Source organism: Actinoplanes sp. NPDC051861 (genome assembly GCF_040681145.1).
Lineage (GTDB): Bacteria > Actinomycetota > Actinomycetes > Mycobacteriales > Micromonosporaceae > Actinoplanes.
On record NZ_JBFAYE010000008.1, the window covers coordinates 12,077 to 38,253 of the forward strand.

General features: G+C 71.2%; 13 protein-coding genes. 8 read left to right on the top strand and 5 right to left on the bottom strand.

Annotated features, from left to right (window positions below; all coding sequences use genetic code 11):
• Positions 1-4: 4 nt before the first annotated feature.
• A complete protein-coding gene (rph, locus tag AB0M02_RS22340; RefSeq protein WP_364229577.1) occupies positions 5-2,503 on the top strand; it encodes a rifamycin-inactivating phosphotransferase in 2,499 nt (832 codons plus the stop codon).
• Here rph and AB0M02_RS22345 read toward each other — a convergent pair.
• Entirely contained in the window at positions 2,482-3,738 is a 1,257-nt protein-coding gene (locus tag AB0M02_RS22345; protein WP_364229579.1) for a glycosyltransferase, read from the bottom strand. The two genes, rph and AB0M02_RS22345, sit on opposite strands and share 22 nt — an antisense overlap.
• Positions 3,739-3,820: 82 nt before the next feature.
• Here AB0M02_RS22345 and AB0M02_RS22350 point away from each other — a divergent pair, with 82 nt between their 5' ends.
• From AB0M02_RS22350 to AB0M02_RS22370, 5 genes are all read left to right on the top strand, one after another.
• The gene (locus AB0M02_RS22350; protein WP_364229581.1) at positions 3,821-4,303 is read left to right on the top strand and encodes a hypothetical protein; all 483 of its coding nucleotides are present in this window, start codon (positions 3,821-3,823) and stop codon (positions 4,301-4,303) included.
• A gap of 370 nt (positions 4,304-4,673) precedes the next feature.
• Positions 4,674-10,115: an Ig-like domain-containing protein gene (locus AB0M02_RS22355; RefSeq protein WP_364229583.1), complete on the top strand. Its 5,442-nt coding sequence runs from the start codon at positions 4,674-4,676 to the stop codon at positions 10,113-10,115.
• A gap of 14 nt (positions 10,116-10,129) precedes the next feature.
• Complete coding sequence (locus AB0M02_RS22360) at positions 10,130-13,129, top strand: family 43 glycosylhydrolase (RefSeq protein WP_364229584.1); 3,000 nt, start codon at positions 10,130-10,132, stop codon at positions 13,127-13,129.
• Positions 13,130-13,131: 2 nt separating this feature from the next.
• Positions 13,132-13,758 carry a hypothetical protein gene (locus tag AB0M02_RS22365; RefSeq protein WP_364229585.1) on the top strand — a complete coding sequence of 209 codons (627 nt, stop codon included), beginning with the start codon at positions 13,132-13,134 and terminating at the stop codon, positions 13,756-13,758.
• Positions 13,759-13,839: 81 nt separating this feature from the next.
• Complete coding sequence (locus AB0M02_RS22370) at positions 13,840-14,811, top strand: DUF916 domain-containing protein (protein ID WP_364229587.1); 972 nt, start codon at positions 13,840-13,842, stop codon at positions 14,809-14,811.
• A 4-nt stretch (positions 14,812-14,815) separates the two neighbouring features.
• Here AB0M02_RS22370 and AB0M02_RS22375 read toward each other — a convergent pair whose 3' ends face one another.
• A complete protein-coding gene (locus AB0M02_RS22375; protein ID WP_364229589.1) occupies positions 14,816-15,679 on the bottom strand; it encodes a hypothetical protein in 864 nt (287 codons plus the stop codon).
• A gap of 98 nt (positions 15,680-15,777) precedes the next feature.
• Positions 15,778-20,082 (bottom strand): hypothetical protein, encoded by a 4,305-nt coding sequence (locus AB0M02_RS22380; protein WP_364229591.1) that lies wholly within the window; start codon positions 20,080-20,082, stop codon positions 15,778-15,780.
• Positions 20,083-20,247: 165 nt separating this feature from the next.
• On the opposite strand from AB0M02_RS22380, the gene AB0M02_RS22385 reads away from it, so the two are divergent.
• The gene (locus tag AB0M02_RS22385; protein WP_364229592.1) at positions 20,248-20,670 is read left to right on the top strand and encodes a hypothetical protein; all 423 of its coding nucleotides are present in this window, start codon (positions 20,248-20,250) and stop codon (positions 20,668-20,670) included.
• Entirely contained in the window at positions 20,667-21,659 is a 993-nt protein-coding gene (locus AB0M02_RS22390; RefSeq protein WP_364229594.1) for an NAD(P)-dependent alcohol dehydrogenase, read from the top strand. Before AB0M02_RS22385 ends, AB0M02_RS22390 begins: the two co-directional genes overlap by 4 nt.
• A gap of 3 nt (positions 21,660-21,662) precedes the next feature.
• Here the strand turns inward: AB0M02_RS22390 and AB0M02_RS22395 are convergent, their stop codons facing one another.
• Both AB0M02_RS22395 and AB0M02_RS22400 read right to left on the bottom strand, forming a co-directional pair.
• Positions 21,663-23,321 carry a ThuA domain-containing protein gene (locus AB0M02_RS22395; RefSeq protein WP_364230003.1) on the bottom strand — a complete coding sequence of 553 codons (1,659 nt, stop codon included), beginning with the start codon at positions 23,319-23,321 and terminating at the stop codon, positions 21,663-21,665.
• 23 nt (positions 23,322-23,344) lie between these two features.
• The gene (locus AB0M02_RS22400; RefSeq protein ID WP_364229596.1) at positions 23,345-26,137 is read right to left on the bottom strand and encodes a PQQ-dependent sugar dehydrogenase; all 2,793 of its coding nucleotides are present in this window, start codon (positions 26,135-26,137) and stop codon (positions 23,345-23,347) included.
• Positions 26,138-26,177 lie beyond the last annotated feature (40 nt).

Here is a 26,177-nt window from a genome sequence, read left to right on the forward strand (position 1 = left end):
ACGAATGTTCGTACTGGGCTTTGACGAGGTGGACAGCACGCGGGTCGGGGCTGTCGGCGGCAAGGGCGCGCATCTGGGCGAGCTGTCCCGGATCGAGGGCGTCCGGGTGCCGGCCGGGTTCTGCGTGACGACGGAGGCTTTCCGGCAGGTCATGGAGCTGGTGCCGCCGATCGATGAGCGGCTGAGTCCGGGCGAGATCCGCCGGATGATCGAGGCGGTCGGCGTTCCGGACGAGATCGCGGCGGAGATCCGGGCGGCCCTCGAGGACGGCCCCTACGCCGTGCGGTCCAGCGCCACCGCGGAGGACCTGCCGACGGCCTCCTTCGCGGGTCAGCAGGACACGTATCTCAACGTGGTCGGTGCGGACGCGATCCTGGAGCACGTGAGCCGGTGCTGGGCGTCGCTGTTCACCGAGCGCGCGGTCACGTACCGGCTGCGCAACGGCTTCGACCACGAGTCGGTCCGGATGGCCGTCGTGGTGCAGCGGATGGTCTTCCCGCAGTCGGCCGGCGTGCTGTTCACGGCCGACCCGATCACCGGCAACCGCCGGGTCACCTCGATCGACGCCGGGTTCGGTCTCGGCGAGGCGCTCGTCTCCGGCCTGGTGAACGCCGACGTGTTCACGGTGCGCGACGGCGAGGTCGTCGGCCGGACGATCGCGGCGAAACAGCGTGTGGTCAGCGCCGTGCCGGGCGGCGGGACCCGGGAGGAGACGGTCGATCCGGCGCGGCAGGAGCAGCCGGCCCTCACCGACGAGCAGGCCGTGCGGCTCGCCGCGCTCGGCCGGCGGATCGAGGCGCACTTCGGCCGTCCCCAGGACATCGAGTGGTGCCTGACCGGCGACGAGTTCGCGATCGTGCAGAGCCGGCCGATCACGACGCTGTTTCCCGTACCGGAGACCGGCGACGGGGAGAACCACGTGTACGTCTCCGTCGGCCATCAGCAGATGATGACCGACGCGATGAGGCCGCTGGGACTGTCGATGTGGCGGATGACCGCGATGGCGCCGTTCGTCGAGGCCGGCGGGCGGCTCTTCGTCGACGTCACGAAGCGGCTCAGCTCACCCACGGGCCGCGCCGCGCTGCTGGACGTCATGGGCAAGGGTGACCCGTCGATCCGGGACGCGCTGGAGGCCGTCGGCGACTTCGTCCCGATGCGGCCGGACGCCGAACCCGTCGCTCCGCTGCTGGGCGGCGCACCCAGCCCGATCGAGACCGATCCGGCCGTCGTGACCGAGTTGATCGAACGCGGTCAGGCATCCGTCGCCGCCCTACGCCGTGAGATCGCGACCAGGTCCGGGCCGGCGCTGTTCGACTTCCTTCTCGAGGCTTTCGAGGAGCACAAGCGCCACCTCGGTGATCCGCTGAGCATGCAGGCGATCATGGCCGGGATGGGAGCCACGTGGTGGCTCAACGACAGGCTGCGGGAGTGGCTGGGCGAAACGAACGCGGCCGACACCCTCACGCTGTCCGCACCCGGCAACATCACCTCGGAGATGGGCCTGGCGCTGCTCGACGTCGCCGACGTGATCCGCCCGCATCCCGAGGTGGTGGCGTTCCTGGCGAGCGGTGGTCCGCTCGACGAATTGCCCAAGGTGGCGGGCGGTGCCGAGGCGCATGAGGCCATCGAGGCCTACCTGGACAGTTACGGCATGCGCTGCGTCGGCGAGATCGACATCACCCGGCCACGGTGGAGCGAGCGGCCGGCCACCCTGCTGCCGGTCATTCTCGACAGCGTCCGGAACTTCGAGCCGGGCGAGGCGCGGCGTCGCTTCGAGCTCGGGCGCCGGCAGGCGGAGAACAAGGCTCAAGAATATCTTGTACGCCTACGTGAGCTGCCCGACGGCGAGTCGAAGGCCGCCGAGGCCGAGCGGATGATCCACCGCCTCCGAACGTTCATCGGGTACCGGGAGTATCCGAAATACATCATTATCAGCCGTTATTTCGTTTACAAGCAGGCTCTGAAGCGCGAAGCCGGAAATCTCGGGCTCGCCGACCCCGAGGACGTCTTCTACCTGACGTTCCCGGAGTTCCACGACGCCGTGCGCACCGGCCGGGTCGACGGCGAGCTCGTCCGCCGCCGCAGGGAGGAGTTCCGCACCTTCGAGACGCTCCCGTCGCCGCGCGTGCTCACCTCGGACGGCGAGATGATCACGGGGTCCTACCGGCGCGACGACGTGCCGGCCGGCGCCCTCGTCGGCCTCGCGGTCTCCACCGGCACGGTCGAGGGCCGGGCGCGGGTGGTACTGGACATGGCGGAGGCGGATTTCCAGGCGGGCGACATCCTGGTCACGGCGTACACGGACCCGAGCTGGACACCCGCACTGGTCACCGTCGCGGGCCTGGTGACGGAGGTGGGCAGCCTGATGAGCCACGGCGCGGTGATCGCCCGCGAGTACGGCCTCCCCGCCGTCGTCGGCGTCGACGGCGCCACCCGCCTGATCCAGGACGGCCACCGAATCCGCGTCCACGGCGCAGGCGGCTACATCGAGCTCCTGGACTGACCCGAAGCCGGGCGTCGCCGGCCGAGTTCCGACAGCCGAGCCGGGCGGCTCTGACCGAGCGCGGCCAGGACCCCGGCTGCTCCGTCCTCGGCGCGGAGGCGGTGGGCCAGTTCGGTGGCGCGGGCCCGGTAGGACGGCTCGGTGAGGCACGTGCGCAGGGCGTCGCTCAGTGCCTCGGCGGTCAGGTCCTGGAGTGGCAGGGGCTGCGGGGCGACGCCGAGAGCGTGCAGCCGCGCCGCCCAGAACGGCTGGTCCAGCAGCACGGGAACGGGCACCGCGGGGACGCCCGCGCGCAGGCCGGCGCCGGTGGTGCCGGCGCCGGCGTGGTGGACGACGGCCGCGGTCCGCGGGAACAGCCACTCGTGCGGCAGGTCGCCGACCAGCAGGGTGTCGTCCCCGGCGGCCTCCAGTGCGGCCCAGCCGGACTGGATGACGGCCCGCACGCCGGCTCGTGCCACCGCGGCCGTCACCACGTCGTGGATCCGTTCGTCGGTCATGCTGCCGAAGCCGAGAAACACCGGTGCCGGCCCGGCCTGCAGGAAGTCGCTCAGCAGCGCGGGCGGGTGCCAGTCCGGGGGAGTGGCCGGCCACCAGTATCCGGTCACGTGGACCGAGGCGGGCCAGTCCGCGGGCCGGGGGACCACGGCTGGGCTGTATCCGTGGCAGACGGGCGACGCAGAGCCGGCCCGGGACTGTCGAGCGCCGGGTGAACCGGACGGCGCGGCGGTGGGCAGGCCGAGCCGTCGCAGGACACCGGCGTAGAGCGCGTCGGTCCCGGCCAGCATCTCCCGGCCGGTGGCGAGGTTGTCGTCGGAGGCGGGGCGGCCGGGAAGCGGGAACTCCCGGGTGGGCACGCCGGGTGCGAGATAGACGCCGACGCACGGGATGCCGTGTGCGGCGGCGACGGCACGGCTGAGCGGGGCGGGTCCGAAAGCGGTCAGCAGGACGTCGGCGCCGGTCGCGGCGGCCACGACACCGTCGCCGAGTTCGTCGAGGAAGGTGGCGAACACCGACCGGGCGGCCTCCGGGGACGGGGCGGCGGTGCGGGCGCGGACCATCTCGACCGGGTCGCCGGGCAACGATCGATGATCAAGACCACTTTCGCGTACGAGTGACGCGAACCGGTCGTGCGCTGCCAGCGTGACCTGATGGCCCGCCTGTCGTAACCGCTGGCCCAGGCCGGTGAAGGGAGCCACGTCACCGCGCGATCCCGCTGTCACGATCACCATCCGCATCGGGCCAGCGCAGCAGATCCGGGGCGAACTGTCATCCGCTGCGCATGACGACCCGGTGTGGATCGTCCGTGAGGGTGACGGGATGGACGCGATTCTGGGATCACTGACCGAGGCGGAGCTGGAGCTCGTTCGCGAGGCGGACTCGGAGCGGCTGGCGGACCTGGACGAGGACGCTCTCATCGACCTGCACACGCGGGTGCGGCGGGCGCGCAACAAGCAGGTCAAGAACTATCGGCGCCGGGCCGCGGCGCGCGTCGAGGAGACCGGTGGGCGGGGTAAGGCGTACGCGCGCAACGCCCGCCGCCGCGCCAAGGCCGAAGTGTTCGAGGAGCTGCTCTCGACGGTGAGCGCGCGGCTGGCGGCCGTGGCGCACGAGAGCGCGGAGGTGCTGAAGGCCGAGCGGCTGGCCGACGCCGAGGTGGTACGGCCGGTGGTCACGCCGCCGGTGCAGAAGCTGACGCCGCAGTTGCACGACCGGCGGCCGGACACTCCGGACCGGCGTAAGCGGCACGCCTCCACCCGGGCTGCGGGTGCGCGCCGCCAGGCCCGGCGCGACAGCCGCTGAGGGCCGGGTCGCAGCTTCCCCGGCGGGCGCGGCAAGGGGCCGCGCCGCAGTACCGTCGCGCTGACTCACGGGCGCCTCGCTGTTCCGGCGGGGCGCCCGTGTCGCGTACATCTAAAGCTTTCGCGTTTCGGCCCGGGATGTCCGAGTACGTCGGACAGTCATTGTGGATGTGCTTGCACGCTGCGGAAACCAACCCGTTGACACGATCATGAAACGTTGTCAGGATCACCGAAAAGGTTTTCGTTGATTGCTCAGGACGGGTGCGCGGGGTGCCTGCCTGAGACGCCTGTCGTGGCGTCCACCGGCCGCGGCATCCACCGTCCGCCGTGCCGATCGTGCGGCGGATCGACCCCAAGGAAGGCGTCCGTTCGTGACAACGCCAGCGATACCGATATCCCGTAAGGCCGTCGTGGCCGCCGGGCTGATGCTCGCCGGTCTGCTCTCCGTCCCCACCGCGGCGCACGCCGCTCCCAACGCGAACACGCCGTATCCGGTGTTCACCGGCAGCGCCTCCCCGGTGCCGGACGAGCGGACCGGATATCACGCGCGCAACCAGCTGCAGGCCATCTTCGACGCCGATCTGGCCAACGGCGCCGGGTCGAGCTCCGACCAGGACTTCTGGTTCGACCGGATGCTGGCCCGCACCGGCAACACGCCGGGCGGTTCCAACGGCGACGCCAACCAGTACCTGTTCAGCCGCGGCCGGGCCGTGTTCATGAAGACGCACCAGCCGGGCACGCTCGGGTTCGGCGGTGAGGTCGCGTACATCGAGTCGATCGCCGGCGGGCAGGGTGCGTACACGATCACCGCCTCGGTGGGTGGCGCGGACATCGCGCTCACCGAGGACGCCGCCCAGCGCAAGCAGACGCCGAGCTACTGGCGGTCGGTGTTCGCGAACACCGCGGCCGGGCTGCGGGTGGTGCAGACGAAGTTCATCACCGACGCGAACGTGGCGGTCACCAACCTCGAGGTGTCCAGCTCGAACGGGGCGGCCAAGGACGTCACGCTGACCGCGAGCTCGCCGTTCGCGCGGACCGTGCCGGACGGCGGCGGTGAGCTGACCGGTGCGGTACGCGCCTACAACCGGCTGACGAACCTGTTCCCGCGGTTCTCCGGTGACGGGTTCACGCCGGTCGAGGGCACGCTGCGGCAGACCCTGCAGGTGCCGGCGAGCGGCTCGGTGCGGACCAAGGTGCAACTGGGCTTCGTGACCAGGGAGAGCGCGGCGTCGACCGCGGAGTACGAGAGGTTCCGCGGCCTGGCTCCGGGTGCGGCGTACACCGAGCACGTCACGGCGTACAACCGGTGGTGGGCGCAGAACGTGCCCTATCTGGACACTCCCGAGGACAACATCGACAAGACGTTGTTCTACCGGTGGTGGCTGATGCGGTTCAACTTCCTCGACGCCGACATCCCGGGCAACGACTACCAGTTCCCGACGTCGATGGAGGGCGTGCTCGGCTACAACAACGCGATCGTGCTGACCGTCGGCATGTTCGTGGACGACCTGAAGTACTTCCGGGACCCGGTCTACTCGTACGGTCCCTGGATTTCTGCCGGTGAAACCGCAAAAAGCAGTAAATATGTGGACAATCCCGGCGATCCGGCCAACTGGTCGAACAGCTACACACAGTACATCTCGGAAGCCGCGTGGCGCTCCTACCAGCTCCACGGTGGACCGAAAGCGATCGCCCAGAACCTCGCCGAGTACGCCGAGAACGACGTCAAGGGCGTGCAGGACGCCTACGACTTCGACGGCAACGGCCTGATCGAGTACAACTGGGGCGCGATGACCGGCAACGACGCCGACGCGGTGTCGTTCCACTGGCGGCCGGGCTACATGGACCGGACCGAGAGCGCGTACCTCTATTCGAACGCGAAGGCTTCCGCCCAGGCGTACAAAATCGCAGGAAATGCCGAAAAATCGGCTGAAATGGAAGCCTTTGCCGAGCAGATCAAGACGGCGGTCCTCGAGTACCTGTGGGAGCCGGCCCGCGAGACCCCGGACGAGATGGGTCACTACGGCAACCTGCTCAAGCACCGGCACGTCGCCACGGACGCCCTGGTCCCGTGGAAGGAGATCAACAACTACTACCCGTTCTCGGTGGGGCTGATGCCGAACACCGCCGAGTACCGGGAGGCGCTGCGGCTGTTCGCCGACGACGCCCAGTACCCGATCTTCCCGTTCACCACGGCGAACCAGGCCGACAAGGCCGCCGCGGCCGCGCAGGGCGAGCCGGGCAGCAACAACTTCTCGGTGATCAACTCGACGGTGACGTTCCGGATGCTCTCCTCGGTGCTGCGGAACTACCCGACCCAGTACATCAACGCCGAGTGGTACAAGAAGCTGCTCTACTGGAACGCCTGGGCGCACTACCAGAACAACGGCGACAACCGGTATCCCGACCAGAACGAGTTCTGGGCCGACGGCTCCGCCGCGAACCAGAGCATCGGCTACCGCTCCTGGATCCACCACACGATCCTGGGCGCCACGAACTTCACCGTCATCGAGGACGCGATGGGCCTGCGCCCGCGCGACGACGCGAAGATCGAGCTGGACCCGATCGACATCGGCTGGGACCACTTCACCGTCAACAACGTCCGCTACCGCGACCGCGACCTGAGCGTGGTCTGGGACGCGCCCGGCGGCGAGCGCCACTACGGCAACGACGTCCCCGAGGGCTACTCGGTCTACCTCGACGGTGAGCTGGCGTTCACGTCCGACCGCCTCACCAAGATCGTCTATGACCCGGCGACGGGCGAGGTGACGGCGCCTGGCGCGCAGATCACGAATAAGAAGCAGATAGCCGTCAAATCGCCTCAGGAGGTCACTTTCTCTGCCGGCGCGCGGATCGTCGACGTGCTCGCCAAGGCGGGTGCGGACATCGCCCCGGCCAGCACCGGGTCGGCCAACGTCGCGGCCGGCAAGCCCGTCACCGCGACCTTCGCGGCAACCGGGCGCGGTGCCGCGGGCGCGGTCGACGGCACCACGATCAACGAACCCTTCTGGGGTACGGCAGGATCACCGAACAACACCGATTCGCTGATCGTGGACCTGGAGGGCGCGAAGAAGGTCGACGACGTCCGGGTGTACTTCTACAACACCTCGACGACCGCGACCGTCCAGGGATACGCGCCACCGGCCCAGTTCCTCGTCGAGTACGACAGCGGCGACGGATGGGAGCGGGTCCCCGGCCAGAGCAGGTTCCCCGCCTATCCGCAGGGCAACCTGAACCGTGTGCGGTTCCCGTCGGTGGAGGCCGAGCGTCTGCGCGTCACCGTGCAGCACGCGCCCGGCTTCAGGACCGGTGTCAAGGAGATCCAGGCGTACGACACCGGAGTCGCCGCACCCGACCCGTCGAACGCCCCGCCGCTGGCCGACGCCTGGCTGGACTCCACCTACAACCAGGCCGGTTCGGTACGCCTGATCGGCCTCGCCCAGGACGACGGGAACCCCGGCACCGCGGTCACCTCCGCGTGGTCGGTCGTGGACGCTCCCGAGGGCGGCGCCGTCGCCTTCGACCCGGCGTCCTCGCCCAGCACCGTCGCCCGGTTCACCAAGTCCGGCCGTTACACACTGCGGCTGACCGTCGGCGACAGCCACAAGGACGTGGTGGTCAACGCGACAGCGCTCGCCGAGGGTGAGATCAACGTAGCCTCCACCGCGTCCGCGTCGGCCAGCTTCACCGCGGGCTGGAACAACGTGAACGCCGTGAACGACGGCAAACCCGCGCTGTTCTCCGGCGGTGCGCAGACCGACCTGTGGGGCACGTGGACCGGCAACGAGCCCGCCACCCGCTGGCTGCAGTACGACTTCCCGTCCGCCGTACGCGTCGACCGCGCCTCGATCGACTTCTGGTCGGACAGCACCACCGGCGGTTCCGGTGTCGCGGTGCCGAGATCGTGGAAGGTGCAGTGGTGGGACGGCGCGGCGTGGCAGGACGTGACCGGTGCGACCGGGTTCGACCCGGCCGTACGCGGGCGCACCAACGCGGTCTCGTTCGACGCGGTCACGACCACTCGGCTGCGGGCGACGTTCAACGCGCTGCCGAACGCGGCCGGTACGGCGTACTCCGCAGTCGGCGTCTCCGAGTGGCGGGTCTTCGCCGCGCCGGCTTCGTCGATCGCTCCGGTGGACGTGCGCACGCAGGTCGGCGTGGTGCCCACGCTGCCGGCGACCGTCGAGGTCACGTACGCCGACGGCGCCCGGCTGCCGGTCTCGGTGGCCTGGGGCGCGATCGACCCGGACCGTGTCGCGTCGGTCGGTGACTTCACCGTCTCCGGTTTCGTCGCGGGCACGACGCTGACCGCCACCGCCCACGTGTGGGTGCGCGGCAGCGATCCGGTGCAGATCAACACCGTCGACCCGGTGGCGGTCAGCACCGCGGTCGGTGTCGCGCCGGTGCTGCCGGCCGGGGTGACCGTCGGCTACAACGACGGGTCGCGGCAGAGCGGCATCCCGGTCACCTGGGACCCGATCGATCCCGCGAAGTATGCGGCGGCGGGCACGTTCGAGGTGGGCGGGCAGGTCGCCGGCACCGACAAGCGGGCCACCGCGACGGTCACAGTGGGCACGGGTGGTCCGCAGGACACCGCACCACCGGTCACGACTCTGACCGCTGACCCGTCCGCTCCCTGGACGACGTCGGACGTCAAGGTGACCGCGACCGCGACGGATAACAGGGATGTGAGCCCAGATATCCAGATAAATCGGACTAACGACTGGGTCGCCTACACCGGGTCGATCACGATCACCGAGGAGGGCGAGGCGACGGTCCGGGCGCGAGCCACCGACGACGCCGGGAACGTCTCCGAGATCACGGAGATCAAGGTCGGGATCGACCGTACGGCACCCACGGCGAGGGCGACCTTCAACAGCCAGACCCGCGAACTGACGATCACCGGCACCGACGCCCTCTCCGGGATCGCCGCTGTCCAGTACAGGCTGCCCGGCGGCGACTGGACGACGGCAAACGGAGCGGTTCCGATCGGGTCGGCCGCGACCACTGTCGAGTACCGGTCCCAGGACCGGGCCGGCAACACCTCGGCGGTGGGGACCGAGACCGTGGAGGCGGGACAGGCGCCGGTCAACGTGGCGCGGACCGGCACGGCGTCCGCGTCGTACACCCCCGGCTGGGTCACCGCCGACAACCTGGTCGACGGCGTCACGCCGACCGGGCCGGTCGGGCCGAACACGGACGTCTGGAACACCTGGCCGCAGGTCGGCGAGCAGTGGATCCAGCTCGACTGGGCGGCGCCGGTGACCGTGGACCGCACCCGGATCTGGTTCGTCCAGGACATCGACGACTCCGGTGCGGGTGTCGCGCCGCCGAGTGCCTGGAAGCTCCAGTACTGGGACGGGACCGCGTTCTCCGACGTCGCGAACGCGTCGGCGTACGGGAACTCGGCGACCGCGTGGAACACGGTGACCTTCGACCGGGTGACCACCACCCGGCTGCGGGCGGTGCTCACCGCGAGCGGCACCGAGGAGGGCAGGGGTGCTCCCGGTGTCCAGGAGTGGGAGGTCTACGACGTCCCTGCCCCGGCAGTGCCCGTGGAAGTCCAGGCCAAGTCCCAGTGCACCGCTGGGAAGGCCTACGTGGCGGTCACCGCCAAGAACACCGGGCAGCTGCCGCTGGACATCGAGCTGATCACGCCATATGGCAGCAGAACGGTCACCGCTGTGCAGCCCGGCAAGTCCGCCTACCAGTCCTTCAACAGCCGCGCGACGTCCATCGCAGCCGGTGCGGCAACGGTGAAGGTCAACGGAAAGTCGATTACCGCCCCCTACGCCGCGGTCAGCTGCGGATAACGAGGAGTTTCCCCTTGAGGCTGCTCAGAGGAGCGGTCGCGGGCCTGGTCGCGGTGGGGTTGCTGGTGACAGCACCCGCCGCGCCGGCCCGGGCGGCCGACTCGTACACGTTCACGTCGGAGAAGAACCCGATCCTGTCCGACGGCTCCTACTACTCCGCCGACCCGGCGCCGCTGGTCGACGGCGGGAACCTGTACATCTACACCGGGCACGACGAGGCCGGGCCCGCGGTCAACGACTTCATCATGAACGAGTGGGGCGCGTTCCGGACCGCCGATCCGTCGCAGAAGGACTGGACCCACTTCCCGTCGCTCATGCGCCCGGAGAACGTCTTCAGCTGGGCGACACCCGGCCGCGCCTACGCCGGCCAGGTCGTGAAGGGTCCGGACGGCCGCTACTACTGGTACGTCCCGGTCTCCGAGCGCGACTCCACCGCCGCCAACAAATTCGCCATCGGCGTGGCCGTCTCGGATACGCCGACCGGCCCGTGGACCGACCACATCGGCGGTCCGCTGATCTCGCAGCGCGTGCCGACCGCCAACACCATCGAGAACATCGACCCGACGATCCTGGTCGAGGGCCAGCGGGTCTTCCTCTACTGGGGAACGTTCGGCCAGTTGCGGCTGATCGAGCTCGCGGCCGACATGAGGACACCGGTCACCACCCAGCAGCCGGTCAGCGGCCTGACCGGTTTCTTCGAGGCGTCCTGGCTGTTCAAGCGCAACGGCACCTACTACCTGGCGTACGCCGGTAACAACGCCGGTCCCACCTCGGCCTGCACACCGGCGAACTACCACGCGTGCATCGCGTACGCGACCGCGACGAGCCCGACCGGACCGTGGACATACCGGGGTACCGTCCTCACCCCGGTCTCGTCGACCACGAGCCACCCGGGCATCGTCGAGTTCAACGGGCAGTGGTGGATGGTCTACCACACCGCGGACGCCGTCGGCGGTGGTCATTTCCGCAGGTCGGTCGCGATCGACAGGCTCGAGTGGGACGACACCCAGTCGCCGCCGCGGATGAGGCAGGTCGTGCAGACCCCGGCGAAGCAGGCCGACCGCACACCGCGCGCCAACATCGCCCAGGCCGCCAAGGTCACCGTCTCCAACGAGCCGGTACCCACCCAGTACTGGGTGAAGGCGCTCAACGACGAGATCGTGCGCGCCAACCCGCTGCCGCCGGACATGTGGGGCACCTGGACCGGCAGCAACCCGCCGCAGCAGTGGGTCCAGTACACCTGGGACCAGCCGATGCGGATCACCGGCTCGCAGATCGAGTTCTGGAACGACCAGCCGCAGGGCACCGGCGTCGGGGTGGCCGCACCGGCGCGCTGGAGGATCCAGTACTGGGACGGCCAATGGAAGGACGTGCCGAACCCGAGCGCGTACCCGACCGGCACCCAGGGCTTCCAGAACACCACCTTCGACGCGGTCACGACCACGCAGGTCCGGGCGGTGTTCGACGCGTCGACCAACGGCAGCACGTACTCGGCGGTCGCGGTCGAGGAGTGGAAGGTCCTCGCCGCACAGCCGGCCTCGGTCACGGCGCCGGCGATCACGGTCGAGGTGGGCGAGACCGACCTGCCCGGCACGGTTCCGGTGACGTTCGGCGACGAGACGCTGCGGGTGCCGGTCTCCTGGGACCCGGTGACCGCCGCGGACGTCTCGGCGCCGGGCACGTTCACCAAGCAGGGCAGCGTCCTGGGCTACGCCGCCGGCAGGATCACGGCGACGGTCACGGTCATCTCGCCCGGCGACACCGAGGGGGACGAGACCCCGCCGGCCGTTGCGCTCACCCTGAGTGGTTCGGCGGGGGCCGCCGGGTGGTTCCGCTCCTCCGTTCGGGTACGCGCAAACGCGTCCGACGATCGAGGCGGACGCATGTCGATCGCCCTGAGGACCGACAGCGCCGATCCGGTCGTCACCCCCGACACGCGCTCCGCCGAGGCCACCGTCACCGGCGACGGCCAGCACACGGTCACCGCCACGGCGACCGACCGGGCCGGCAACACCTCGGCAACGCAGACGGCGGCTGTGAAGATCGACGCCACCAACCCGGTGAGCGCCGGCACGGTGGCCGACCGCCGGGTCACGGTCACCGCCACGGACGTCACCTCGGGCGTCGACCGGATCGAGTACACGATCGGCACCGGGCCGTGGACCGCGTACGCCGGGCCGATCGCCGCACCGGACGCGGCCAAGCACACCGTCACGTTCCGCGCTCTCGACCGGGCCGGCAACCTGGAGACGGCCAAGTCGGTCACCATCCCGGCCGACCTGTCCGGCCCGCTCACCGGCAATGTCGCGCCGATCGCGGTGCCGACCGCGTCCTACACGGCCGGCTGGAACAGCGTCGGAGCGCTCAACGACGACGCCGACCCGGCCAACCCGGCGCAGGCGCAGCTCTGGGGAACCTGGTCCGGCACCCGCCCGGCCACCCAGTGGGTGCAGTACGACTGGACCCGCCCGATCCGGCTCACCGGTGCCGAACTCAAGTTCTGGCGGGACTCCAACCAGGGCACGGGTGACGGGGTCGCCCAGCCGGACAGCTGGAGGCTCCAGCACTGGGACGGCGCGGCGTGGCAGGACATCCCGGGCACGTACGGGACCAGCACCACCGCCTTCAACACCGTCACGTTCGAGCAGCCGGTCACCACGGCGCGGCTGCGGGCCACGGTCAGCGCCAACGGCAACGGCACTACGTACTCCGCCGTGGCGATCACCGAGTGGCGCGTCTTCGCCGGCGAGAGCGCTCCGCCGCAGCTGGCCGTCACGGTCCAGCCGCGCTGCATCGCCGGGAAGGCATACGTGGCCGTCCAGGTGCGCAACGACCACACCGCACCGCTCGACATCGAGGTCGTCACCGCGTACGGAAAAAAGGTCTTCACCCAGATCGCACCCGGCGCCAACGCCTATCAAGCCTTCGCCGCACGTGCCGCATCGGTGCCGTCCGGCACCGCGACCGTCAACTCAACCGCAACCACCTACCCCGCCCTCAGCTGTGGAGCCTGAAAATGATCAGAAGAAGACTGCCGATCGCCGCCTGTTCGGTCCTCGCCTGCTCGGTCCTGGCCGCGACCGCCCTCCCGGCCGCCGCGATCGCCGACCCGGGTGAGGCCGAGGTCGAGGTCACCGTCGACATCACCGAGATCAAGGAGCCGGGCGTTCTCGCGCTCACCGTCGCCGGCACCTCCGTCGCCCTGCAGGAGAACGGCTCCGACCTGCTGGTCCGCCAGTTCACCGGCACGCTGCCGACGGTGACCGTCACCGACACCCGCACGCTCGAGGAGATTCCGGCCGGGTCGGGCTGGGCCGTGCTGGGCAGCTCGAGCGACTTCACCGGCACCGCCGGGCAGGCACCGATCAGCGCCGGCCACCTCGGCTGGAAGCCGCGCCTGATCGACGGTGGCGACACCGGCCTCGTCAGCGAGGGCGAGGAGGTCGTGACCGTTCTCGACGACGAGACCCAACCCGGCAACAATGTCGGTCTGGTCGATCAGGAACTGCTCGTGTCCACCTACGACTCGGCGGAGGTGACCGGCGGCGCCTACACGGTGAACGCGGGCCTGAACCTGCGCACGCCGGCGGACGTCGCGGCCGGCTCCTACCGCGCCACCCTGACCCTGTCCCTCTTCGAGTGATCCTCCGGGCGGGGGCTCCGGCCCCCGCCCGTCCCGCACGCCTCTTCAGCCCTCGCCCCTCGCCACCCCTGGAGCGCGCCGATGATCACCCCCGTCGCAGGCATCCTGGCCGCCGTGGCCCTGGCGATCCCGGTGGCGCCCGTTTTGTCCGCGCCCGTTTTGTCCGCGCCGGCGCCCGCGCCGGTGACCTGGACCGTGCAGCCCGCCGGCGAAGCCGGTCCCGACGGGCGGCGCTGGATCGAGCACACCCTCGACCCCGGCCAGGTGATCACCGAGCACCTCGCGGTCCGCAACCTCAGCGACAGCGCGGTCACCTTCGCGCTCAAGGCCGCCGACGGTTACCTGACCGACAAGGGTCGCTTCAACATGCTTCCCTCCGACCAGAAGTCGGTGGACGGCGGCACCTGGATCGCCGTGCAGGAGTCGGTCTCGGTTCCGCCGCAGACCGCGAAGGTGGTGCCGTTCACCATCACCGTGCCGGAGAAGGCCACCCCCGGAGACCACCCGGCCGGCATCGCCGCCACGGTCCTGGGCCGGCAGGGTACCGTCCAGGTCGAGAGCCGCGTCGGCTTCCGCGTCCTGCTCCGCGCCTCCGGAACCCTGCAACCGGCGCTGACCGTAACTGATCTGCGTGCCCGGTTCGAGCGCTCCTGGAACCCGCTGCACCCCGGCACCGTCCAGGTCGCCTGGACCGCCGCCAACACCGGCAACGTCCGCCTCGAACCGCGGGCCCGCATCGAGTCCGCCGACCTGCTCGGTTCCACGGCCGAGGCAACGGTCGGCGAGTTGCTGCCCGGCGGCACCCGTGCCGTGTCCGCCCGCGTCGACGGGGTCTGGGGCCTGGGCCGGGTCAGGACCACCGTCTCGTTCTCACCCGCCGACAACATGCCCGAGGTCAGCGTCACCACCTGGGTCGTGCCGTGGCCCCAACTGCTCCTGGCCGCGGCCCTGGTCGCGCTCCTCCTCGCCTGGCGTGCGGTGCGGCGCCGCCGGAAGCGGCACCTGGAGGCACTGCTGGCACAGGCCCGGCTGGAAGGCGCCCGGTCGCGCTGAAGTCCTAACCCAGGGCGCCCGCGCGGGCGGCGACCTCGTCGACCACGGCGTCCAGGATGTCCCCGGGTACCGGTTCGTCGACGCTGGCCATCCCCACCTGGACCTGCAGGAGCGGGCCGCGGATGTAGACGGTCCGGTCGTACTGCACCGAGGCCAGCCCGGCGAGGTCGCCCTCGATCCGGCCCTCCACGACCGCCACCACGTTGGACGGGTATCCCGGCGGGTCCAGCGTCACCTTGGTGGTCACGGAGTCGACCGTTCCCCCCAGCTCCTCCTGCACGAACCGGACGAGGCGCTCCAGGCAGAGTTTCATCCGCGGGTTGGTCAGCATGCCGTAGTCGACGTCCAGATCGGACTCGCCGCGGTAGCTGGCCGCGACGGACTGGATCTGTGACTGTCCGCTGAAATACGCCTTCGACTCGGCGCCGGCGACCATGTGCGGGGTCGTGTCGCGTACGCCTATGCACTTGGCCATCGCCGCGTTGACCTCGGGCGTGAGCATGCTGATCGACTCGATGGGCTCCCATCCGGACGGCAGGTCCGCCTGCCGTACGACGATCTTCCGCAGCTGCCGCAGGGTGGCCGGCTTCGGGCGGCTCGTGCTCGTGCCCGGTGTCTTCCCGTCAGGGGTCTTCGCGCTCGAGGTGTCCGGCGACTTGGTGGCCGATGTCGTCGCGCTCGGCGACGGCGACGGCGAGGGGGACGACGGCGTGGCGGTCGGCGACTCGATCGGCGACGGCACGGACGTGACGACGGGCTCGCCCGCGGCGGCCGCTTCGGGGGCGGGATTGCGGTCACTGCCGCACCCGGTCAGCACCGTCAGGACGAGGCCGGCGGCGCACACGCCGGTGAGACACCGCGAAACCATGGCGCGGAAGTTAGCAGCGCCGCGGCGCGGCCTTCCACGGTCACCGCGCTTGTTCACCCGGGGACGGGCATCAATTGGTTGATCGGCTGACCGTCCTGCTACGAGCAGATCGGGGTTACGGGTCTACCGGTCAGATATGTGTGCCAATCCTCGGGGCTCAGGGATCCGTAGAGGGCGCACACCGTACCGAACGTGTCCGCAATGACCGCGCGGTCCGTCATCGACAGCGCGCGCATGCTGATGTGCGCGATGATCCTGCCATCCGGGCTGAACGCCACGGCGAGGACACCGACGGAGCTGTTCGGCTCCGTGCTCTGGACGACCGGCCGCCCGATCTCCCGTCCGGTGGCCGGATCCCACAGCCGCACCGCGTTCCGGCCGCCGCCCCCGGCCAGGACCCGCCCGTCCGGTGCGAAGGAGAGGTCCGCCACGGCCTCACCGGCGGTCAGCCGTCGTGTCTCGCGCCCGGTGGCCGGGTCCCACAGCCGGATCGTCCCGTCGTCACCGCTGGTGGCCACCAGACGCCCGTCCGGGGAGGCGACCACCGTGTGCACCCAGCCTTCGTGGCCGGTCATCGGCGGACCGGCCGGCTCGCCGAGCTCGGGGTCCCACCGGCGCACGGTTCCGTCCTCGCCGGCGGTGACCACCAGACCCGCGGCGAAGGTGATCGCGTTGGCGGTGCCGCGATGGCCGGTCATCGGGCCGGTGACCGGTCGTCCGGTGGCCGGGTCCCACACCTGGACCGTCCCGTCCTCGGCGCCCGTGGCGAGCCGGGTGCCGTCCCGGCTGAAGGCCAGAGAGTCCACCACACCGTGGTCGCCGGTCGTCAGCCGGCCGGCCGCGCGCCGGGTGACCGGATTCCACAGGGTGACGACGCCGTTCTCACCGCCGACGGCGAGCAGGGAACCGGCCGGGCTGAAGTCGAGGGAGATCGCCTGTGACGGCAGCCGGGGGAGCTGGCCCGGGAACGGGCGGCCGGTCGCCGGATCCCACAGCACGGCTCTCCGGTCGTTGCCGGTCGCGGTGGCCACCATGCGGCCGTCCGGGCTGAACGCGAGATCGCTCAGGTAGCCGCGACGGGTGGTCACCGACCGGGTGACCGGCTGCCCGGTGGCCGGATCCCACAGCCGGACGGTGCCGTCCTCGCCGCCGGTGGCCAGCATCCGGCCGTCCGGGCTGAAAGCCACGCTCCAGACCCAGTCCTGCCGTCCGCTGACCGGTGTCCCGGCGAGCCTGCCGCCGGAGGTGTTCCAGAGCCGGATCATGCGGTCGCTGCCCGAGCCGGCCAGCCGGGTGCCGTCCGGGCTGAACGCCACGCCGGTCATCTTGCCCTCGCCGCGGAGCACCGGCGCCACCCTGCGCCCGGTCACCGGATCCCACACCCGGACCGTCCCGTCGAGCCCGGCGCCGGCCAGCCGCCCGTCGCGGCTGAACGCCAGGCTCCAGATCCAGTCCGCGTGCCCGTTGAGCGTCTTGCCCACCCGCCGCCGGGTGGCCGGGTCCCACAGGTGCACCACACCACCGGCCGGCGTGCTGGAGGCCACCGCGAGCATCCGCCCGTCCCGGCGGAACGCCACCGCGGTGACCGCACCACCGTGCCCGGTCAACGGCGCCCCCACTGGCGTCCCGGCCGCGCCGTTCCACAGCCGCACCGTGCCGTCGTCACCCGCACTGGCGAGCAGATGGTCCCGCGGCCCGAACGCCACCGCCGTCACCGGCCCGACGTGCCCCCTCAGCGTTCTCCCGACCGGCCCGGCACCGTCCCCGCTCGGTTCCGTGCCGGGTGTCCGGCCGTCTGCTTCCGTTGCGGTCGCTCCGGCGGCCGTCGTCTTCCAGAGCCGGACGGTGCCGTCGTCGCCGGCGCCGGCGAGCGTCGATCCGGCGGGGTCGAAGGCCAGGCGGCTCACGGTGCCCTCGTGGCCGGTGAGCGGTCCGCCGGCCGGCAGGCCGGTCAGCGGGTCCCACAGCCGGACCGTGCCGTCGTCGGAGGCGCTGGCCAGCAGGTCGCCGCGCGGGCTGAACGTCACGTCGTTGACGACGTTGGTGTGGCCGCGCAGCACCGCGCGATGGTCGGCGATCGCCGCGCGCATGCTCGTGAAGGCCTCCTCGGTGGGCGAGATCCGCCACGACGTGGCGGCCAGCCTGCCGGCCAGCAGCGGGTGATCCGGCCGGACGGCCTGGCTCTGCGCGGCAAGCTGGCGGGAGAGCGCCACGTCCTGCTGCCGGCGCAGGTCCGCCTGGCTCCGGATGGCCAGCCCGGCCGCCACCAGCGCGGCCACGGTCAGCGTCGACAGGACCGCGGTCACCGTGCGGCGCAGCCTTCGACTGCGGCCGGCGGCCCGCCGGGCGGCGGCGAGGAATTCCCGGGTACGCGGCGCGAGCTCGGGGAACCGGCCGGCGTCAGCATTCCACCGGCCGGTCGCCCGCACCGCCGCGTCGAGTTGCGAGCCGCGGTACAGGAACGAGGAATCGCGCCCGCGCTCGTCCCACAGCGACGCGTCCTCGGCCAGCTCGCGGTAGAGCTTGCGATCCGCCTGCTCGGCGTCCAGCCAGCCGCGCAGCCGGGCCCAGCCGCGCAGCAGGGCGTCGTGGGCGATGCGGACGGCGGCGTGCTCCACAACGATCAGCCGGCGGTCGGCGAACGGTGCCAGCGCCGCCTCGACCTCGCCCGGCGTGACTCCCGCCGCGGCGGCCAGGTCCGAGCGGGAGGCGCGGCGGCACGCGAGCTGCCCGCTGCCGGTCACGACCGTCAGCTGCACGAACACCGAGCGCGCGACCTGGCGGCCGGCGTCCGGCAGCGCCTGGTAGGCCGCCTCGGCGCTCGTCTGCACGGCCTGGCCCACCCCGCCCATCCGCCAGTACACGCGTGTCGTCAGCGGGCCACCGTCGCGGGCCTCCCACACGGCGAGCATCGCCTGGGACAGCAGGGGCAGCACCCCGGCGTCGAACCCGGTGACCAGCGTACGGTCGCGCAGCTCACCCAGGATCGACTCGTCCAGCCCCGGCTCGAGCGGGACCCCGGCCTCGGCGGCCGGGCCGGTGATCGCCAGGCGCAGCTCGGATTCCGTCATCGGCCCCAGCACGAACGAGCCGGCCGCCAGCGCCTGGCCCACCTCCGGGAAGGCGGCCGCCCGATCGAGGAAGTCGGCGCGCACCGCGACGACGACCAGAGCGGGCGGCTGGTCGCCGGGCCGGTCGGCGGTGGCCATCGCGTTCAGCGCCGCCACGAACGCGAGCTGCTGCCGCCGTCCCGCCGGATCACCGGAGACCAGCGTGAACAACTCCTCGAACTGATCCACGACCAGCACCACCCGGCTGTCCGGGCCCACGCTCCGGGCGGCCTGGCGGGCGGTCAGGCGGGCGTTGCGGGGGTCGGCGATCAGCGAGCCGTGCACCGAGGCCGCGTCGGTGCCGGTGAGGTCGGCCAGGTGGGCGGCCAGTTCCTCCAGCGGGCCGGCGGTGGGTGTCAGCACGCGGCGGGGCCAGGCCGAGGAGCCGGGGACCATCAGGTCAGCGGCCAGCCGGGGGAGCAGTCCGGCTCGCAGCAGCGACGACTTGCCGGCGCCGGAGGCGCCGACGACCACCAACATCCGGCCGTGTGTCAGGCGCAGTGCCAGCTGCTGGACGAGCCTGGTGGTCGCCTCCGCCCGCCCGTAGTACACGGCCGAGTGACGTTCCTCGAACGGCGCCAGCCCGCGGTAGGGGCATCCCTGCCAGGCGGCCCCGGGCACGGCGTCGTCCGGATCGGTCCTCGTGCGGGCCTCCACCGCGGCGACCTTCTCCAGCACGAGCCGCAGCGTCAGGTGCTGGTCGGCGAGCCGTTCCAGCCCGGCCCGCTGCTGCTCCTCCTGGCGGCGCAGCGAGACCTCGATGCGCCACAGCGCCGCCTGCGTCTCGGTCACGACGAACTGGAACTCGCTGAACTGGCCGGCCAGCGACGCGAGGCTCTCCGCGACGGTGTCCCGCAGATCCGCGTCGCCCGCCTCGATCAGGGCGCCGACCGCGTCGATCCGCTGGAGGAGCCCGGCGATCTCGGCGCGCAGGGCGGCGGCCTGGTCCTCGTCGCCGCCGAGCGCCTCCTCGATCAGAAGGAGCAGCTCGCGCTCGATCGCCGCCGGCGTGGGCTGTTCGGGACCCGCCGCCCGCAAGCGCTCGATCCCCTTGGACAGGACGTTCGTCAGCACGTTGGCGCCGACCGAGCCGAGCCCCGCGGCGATCGCCAGGTTGACCGGGACGGTGACGCTCCACGCGGCCGCCGCCACCGGGACCAGGCTCGTGGCGCAGAGCAGCCCGATCAGATAGGGCCCGGAGGACTGCTTGACCAGCCGGCCGCCACGCACGAGACCGCCCAGTGCGGCACGCATCGCGTCGCGCAGCGGCGCACCGTCGTTCTCGCTGGTCAACTCGTTCCCACCCCGGGCCGGACTCGACGAGCATCCTAGAGCGGACGACCGGGCCCGCACCTGTCGGAAAGGTGCCAGGTCGGGGCCAGGTCAAAAATTATTGACACCATGTCGGCATCGCTTTACCTTCGAGGTGTCAAAGTTTTTATACATTGGGAGAGGGCGATGACCCCCGAAGAGAAGCGCTGGTGGATCTACGCCCTGGTCGCGGCCGCTGTTCCGGCGATCTACGTCGCGACGGTCCTGAGCCGGGCGGCGGGCGCCGGCGTCGCCGGCGTCGCCTACGTGGGTCCCCTGCTGACGGCGATCGGTGCGGGCATCGTGGCGAACATCGTCCTGAGCGTGCTGGCGGGTCTCTCCACGCGCGGCGGGCACCGCCGCGACGTGCGGGACCGGGAGATCAGCCGGCTCGGCGACCATGTCGGCTTCTATGTCATGAGCCTCGCCGCGATCGTCCCGTTCGGCCTGGCCCTGGGGGAGGCCGACCACTTCTGGATCGCCAACACGCTGTATCTGGCGTTCGTGCTGGCGGCCTTCGTCTCCGCAGCCGTGAAGATCGTCGCCTACCGAAGGGGGTTCCACGGATGATCGCCATCGCCCGCGACACCTACTGCGAACCGGATCAGCTCCGGCTGAGGGACATGGCTGTTCCGGCGCTCGGCGCCGACGACGTCCTCGTCCGCGTCGAGGCCGCCGGCGTCGACCAGGGCGTGTGGCACGTGGTCACCGGCCTGCCCTACCTGCTGCGCGCCGCCGGTTTCGGGCTGCGCCGCCCCAGGAATCCGGTGCCGGGCATGGATGTCGCCGGCCGCGTCGAGGCCGTCGGCGCCAACGTGACCCGGTTCGGTCCCGGCGACGAGGTCTACGGCACCTGCGACGGCGCCTTCGCTCAGTTCGCCCGCGCCGGCCAGGACAAACTCGCGCCCAAGCCGGCCGCCCTCAGCTTCGTCCAGGCCGCCACGGTGCCCGGCTCCGGGTGCGCCGCACTGCAGGGTCTGCGCGACGCCGGCCGGCTCACCACTGGGCAGCGGGTGCTCATCACCGGTGCCGGCGGCGGCGTGGGCAGCTTCGCCGTCCAGGTCGCCAAGGCTTATGGAGCTCACGTCACCGGTGTGTGCCGCACCGCCAAGACCGAGATGGTCCGTTCCCTCGGCGCCGACCACGTCATCGACCACACCCGCGAGGACTTCACCGCCGGTGGCGTCCGGTGGGATCTCATCCTCGACACGGCCGGCAACCGCTCCCTGACCCGGCTGCGCCGGGCCCTCGCCCCACGGGGCACGCTCGTGATCGTCGGCGGGCCGGGCGGTGGGCGGGTGCTCCAGGGCGCCGACCGTCAGATCCGGGCGATGCTGCTCACGCCGTTCGTGGGCCAGCGCCTGACCGGCCTCATGTCCACCCAGCCCGCCGCCGACCTGCGCACTCTGAGCGATCTTGCCGACTCCGGCGCGCTCACCCCGGTGGTCGACCGGACGTATCCGCTCGAGCGGACCGCCGATGCCCTCGGCCACCTCAAGACCGGCGAACCCGCCGGCAAGATCGCCATCACGATCCCGCCGGCGGGCGCCGAGTCGTGATCGCTAGGCGGGCAGCACCCACCTCTGGTTGGCCGCTCCGGCGATGCAGTCCCAGATGTGGATCTGCTGACCGTCGGCGGAGCTGTTCTGGCTGACGTCCAGACAGCGGCCGGACTGCGGGTTGCGGATCGTGCCGTCGGACTGCGGTGCCCAGTTCTGCGCGCCGGTGCCGTTGCACGTCCAGAGCTGCGTCTTCGTGCCGTTGGCGGTGGCGCCGCCGGCCACGTCGAGGCACTTGCCCAGGGCCCGGAAGGTCTGACCCGACCGGGACCAGTTCTGCGCGGCGGTGTTGTTGCACGTCCAGAGCTGGATCTTCGTACCGTCGGCGGTCGCGGAACCCGAGACGTCCAGGCACTTGCCCGCCAGGCCCCTGATCGGGCCGGACGTCGCCGGCGGCGGGCCGCCCAGCTCCTTGATCCGGATGTTGCGGAACGAGGCCTCGTCGTCGGCGCCGTGGTTCTGGATGCCGATGTGGCCGGCGAGCGAGCGCACCGGGTCGGTGTTGGTGAAATCGTTGATCTGTACGCCGTTCAGGTACACCCGCAGCCGTTCGCCCTCGACGAGCAGCTCGTACGTGTTCCACGCGCCCGGCGGGTTCAGCGCGGCGTCCCGGGCGGCCAGGTCCGCGGACTTGAAGGTGTAGACGGCGCCGGTCGTGCGGTCGGCGGCGTCGGTGGCGTCGATCTGCACCTCGTACCCGTTGTTCACGGCCGACCACGGGTCCGTCGACGGCGGGAAGCCGATGAAGACGCCGGTGTTGTCGTCGCCGGCGAGCCGCCAGTCCAGCTTCAGCGAGTAACTGGTGAACTGCTTCGCGCTGTACCAGAACAGGCCCATCCCACCGGTCGAGGTGAGGGTGCCGCCGGAGTTGGTGAACGCGCCGGGACCGGCCTGCGACCAACCGGTGGTCGAGCCGTTGTAGAGCGCCGTGTAACCGGTCTCCGGCCGGCAGTCCGCCTTGGCCTGCCCGGCCGCGTACCGGATGCCGCCGAGCAGGTGCGCCCGGAAGGCACCGTCGGCGTACGACGCCTGGGTGTGCCCGCCGCCGGTGTAGAACGAGCGGCCACCCTGGTACGTCTTGCACCACGCGTGCGGGTGGTCGGCGCCCATCGTGCCGCCCGAGTACGACGACTCGTCCAGCGTGGCCAGGATGTGCGCGCTGGAGCGGGCGTTGGTGCGGTAGTCGTACCACTCGTCGGTGCGGTTCCAGGTCTGCGGCAGGTGCGCGGTGGCCGCGTGTGCCCGGTCCTCGACCTTGACGTTCGCGGCCTGGATCGCCGGGTGCGAGGCGAACCACGCGCCGACCAGCTCGCCGTAGAATGGCCAGCTGTACTCGGTGTCGGCGGCGGCGTGCACCCCGGCGTACCCGCGGCCGGAGCGGATGAAGTTCTCGAACGCGGTCTGCTGCGCGGCGTCGAGCACGTCACCCGTGGTGTTCAGGAAGACCACGACCTCGTACGGCGCCAGGCCCGCGGCGCTGAACACGGCCGGGTCCTCGGTGGCGGTCACGGTGAACCCGTTCGCGGCGCCCAGGTCCCGGATCGCCTGGGTCCCGGCCGCGATCGAGTCGTGCCGGAATCCGGCCGTGCGGGAGAAGACGAGGACGTCGTAGGGAGTGTCGGCCTGTGCCGGCGAGGGCAGGCCCAGCGACGCGGCGATCATGGCGAGGATCAGTAGTGCTCTTCTCAAGACAGCACCCACTTCTGGTTGGCGGCCCCGGCGACGCAGTCCCAGATGTGGATCTGCTGACCGTCGGCGGAGCTGTTCTGGCTGACGTCCAGACAGCGGCCGGACTGCGGGTTGCGGATCGTGCCGTCGGACTGCGGTGCCCAGTTCTGGGCACCGGAGCCGTTGCACGTCCAGAGCTGTGCCTTCGTGCCGTTGGCGGTGGCGCCTCCGGCCACGTCGAGACACTTACCCAGAGCCCGGAAGGTCTGACCCGACCGGGCCCAGTGCTGGGCGGCGGTGTTGTTGCACGTCCAGAGCTGGATCTTCGTACCGTCGGCGCTCGCCGCTCCGGAGATGTCGAGGCACTTGCCGGCCAGGCCCTTGACCGGGCCGGACGCCGCGGTGTTGAGGGTGAAGGCGTCCACGTCGTAGAGCGCGCCGGCGCCGCCGGCGAACGTGAGGTAGAGCGTTGTCGTGCCGGCCGGTGCGCCGGTCACCGTACCGCTGACGTTCGTGAACGTCTCCCAGCCGCCGGTCACCGGCACGGTGGCCGAGCCGAGCACGGTCCCGGTCGGTGAGCCGGCCCGGATCTGCAGCGTCCCGCCCACGCCGCCGGACGAGACCCGCGCGGTGAACGACGTGACATTGCCCAATTGGTACGGGTCGAACGCGATCCAGTCACCGTTGTTGATGTCGCCGACCGTCCGGCCGCCCCCGGCGGGTGTCTTCGTGAACGTGTTGATCCCGGACGACGTCTTGAAGTGCTCGGCCTGACGGTGCCTCGGCTGCAGGATGTGCTGCTGGTGGGTGGTGAGGCCGGCCGCGTCGGTGTACTCGGCGTCGAAGACCGCGAAGATGTTGGCCGCCGCGTCGTGCTCGCCGTCGACCGGGATCGTGATGACGCCGGTGCAGCCGTTCACCGAGGTGATCTGGTGGCCGTGGCTGTCGTGGCCCAGCACGTACGTCATCTTCGCCCGCGTGCAGTTGACCGTGCCGTCCTCGGGGTCACTGGGTGTGAAGGAGAACGGGACGGAGTCGCCGTACGAGAACAGCTGCCCGTTGCCCGGCGTCCCGATGCTGATCGACGGCGCGGTGTTCCCGACGCCGATCTGCACGCTCGCCGTACCGGTGGCGCCCTGCGGGTCGGTGACCGTGAGCGTCACGTTGTACGTGCCGTTCGCCGCGTACGTCTTGGTGGGGTTGGCCGCGGTGGAGGTGGTCCCGTCGCCGAAGTTCCACGAGTACGTCAGCGCGCCGCCCTCGGGGTCGGACGACCCGGCGGAGGAGAACGCGACGGTCAGCGGCGCCTGCCCGGACGTCCTGTCAGCCGCGGCGGCCGCGGTCGGTGCCCGGTTGCCGCCACCGACGTGGTCGTAGCGGTAGAGCGCGGAGTTGGCGTCGCCGTTGAAGTAGCCGGTGCCGTAGTCCAGCACGTACAGCGAGCCGTCCGGCCCGAACGCCATGTCCATCACCTGTTTGCCGCCCCACACGAAGTCGGAGATCGCGCCGACCGCGCCGTCGGTGCCGACGTGGATCGGCTTGATCCAGCCGCGCCCGAGCTCACCGGCGAAGAAGTGACCGTCGAGCGACTGCGGGAACTTGGTGGCCGACGGGTTCGCGGCGTCGTACCGGTAGACCGGGCCGGCCATCGGCGACTCGGAACCGCCCCCGAACTCGGCGGGACTGCCGGCGTCACCGGCGTACCGGATCCAGGCCGGCCGGGCCGGCGGCAGCGTCCCCTGCCCGGTGTTGCGGAACGAGTTGTTCGTGGCGCCGCCCGCGCAGTTGTATTTGGCGCCGGTCGTGCCGGCGGCGAAGTTCCACTCGTTGTAGGTCTCGGTCGTGGTGTTGGTCCCCGTGCAGTACGGCCAGCCGTAGTTGCCGGGGCTGGTGATCCGGTTGAACTCGACCTGGCCGCTCGGCCCGCGGTTCGGATCGGTGGAGCCCGAGTCCGGCCCGTAGTCGCCGAGGTAGACGGCGCCGGTGGCCTTGTCGACGCTCATCCGGAACGGGTTGCGGAACCCCATCGCGTAGATCTCCGGGCGGGTGTTCGCCGTACCCTGCGGGAACAGGTTGCCGGCCGGGATCGAGTACGACCCGTTCGCGTTCACCCTGATCCGCAGCACCTTGCCGCGCAGGTCGTTGGTGTTGCCGGCGCTGCGCTGAGCGTCGTAGGCGGGGTTGCGGTTGGTGCGCTCGTCCAGCGGCGAGAACCCGGCCGAGTCGAACGGGTTGCTGTCGTCACCGGTCGACAGGTACAGGTTGCCGGCCGCGTCGAAGTCGATGTCGCCGCCGACGTGGCAGCAGATCCCCCGGGAGGCCGGCACGTCGAGCACGGTGACCGCGCTCCCGGTGTTGAGCGTGTAGTCGGCGTTGAGGGTGTACCGCGACAGGCGGTTCACACCGTTCCACGCGGAGAAGTCCGTCCCGGTCGCGGGCGCGTCCCCGGCGGGCGTGGAGAGGGGTGGAGCGTAATAGAGGTAGATCTGCCGGTTCGTGGCGAAGCCCGGATCGACCCCGACGCCCTGCAGCCCCTCCTCGTCGTGGGTGTAGACCGGCAGCGTGCCGATCACGGTGGTGGTGCCCGCGGCATCGGTGCGGCGCAGCGTGCCGTTGCGCGCGGTGTGCAGCACCGACCGGTCAGGCAGCACCGCGATGGCCATCGGCTCGCCCACCTCGGCGACCCCCTTGGCGAGCGTGACCTGCTGGAAGTCGGCCGGATTGACGGGGTGGGCAAGGGCCGGCCGGGGCGCGGCCAGCACCACGGATGAAGCGACGATCAGCGTTGCGAGGACGCGTTTCAAGGGCATGGCAGGTCCACTTTTCTGGCGATTACCAGGAGCGGGGACC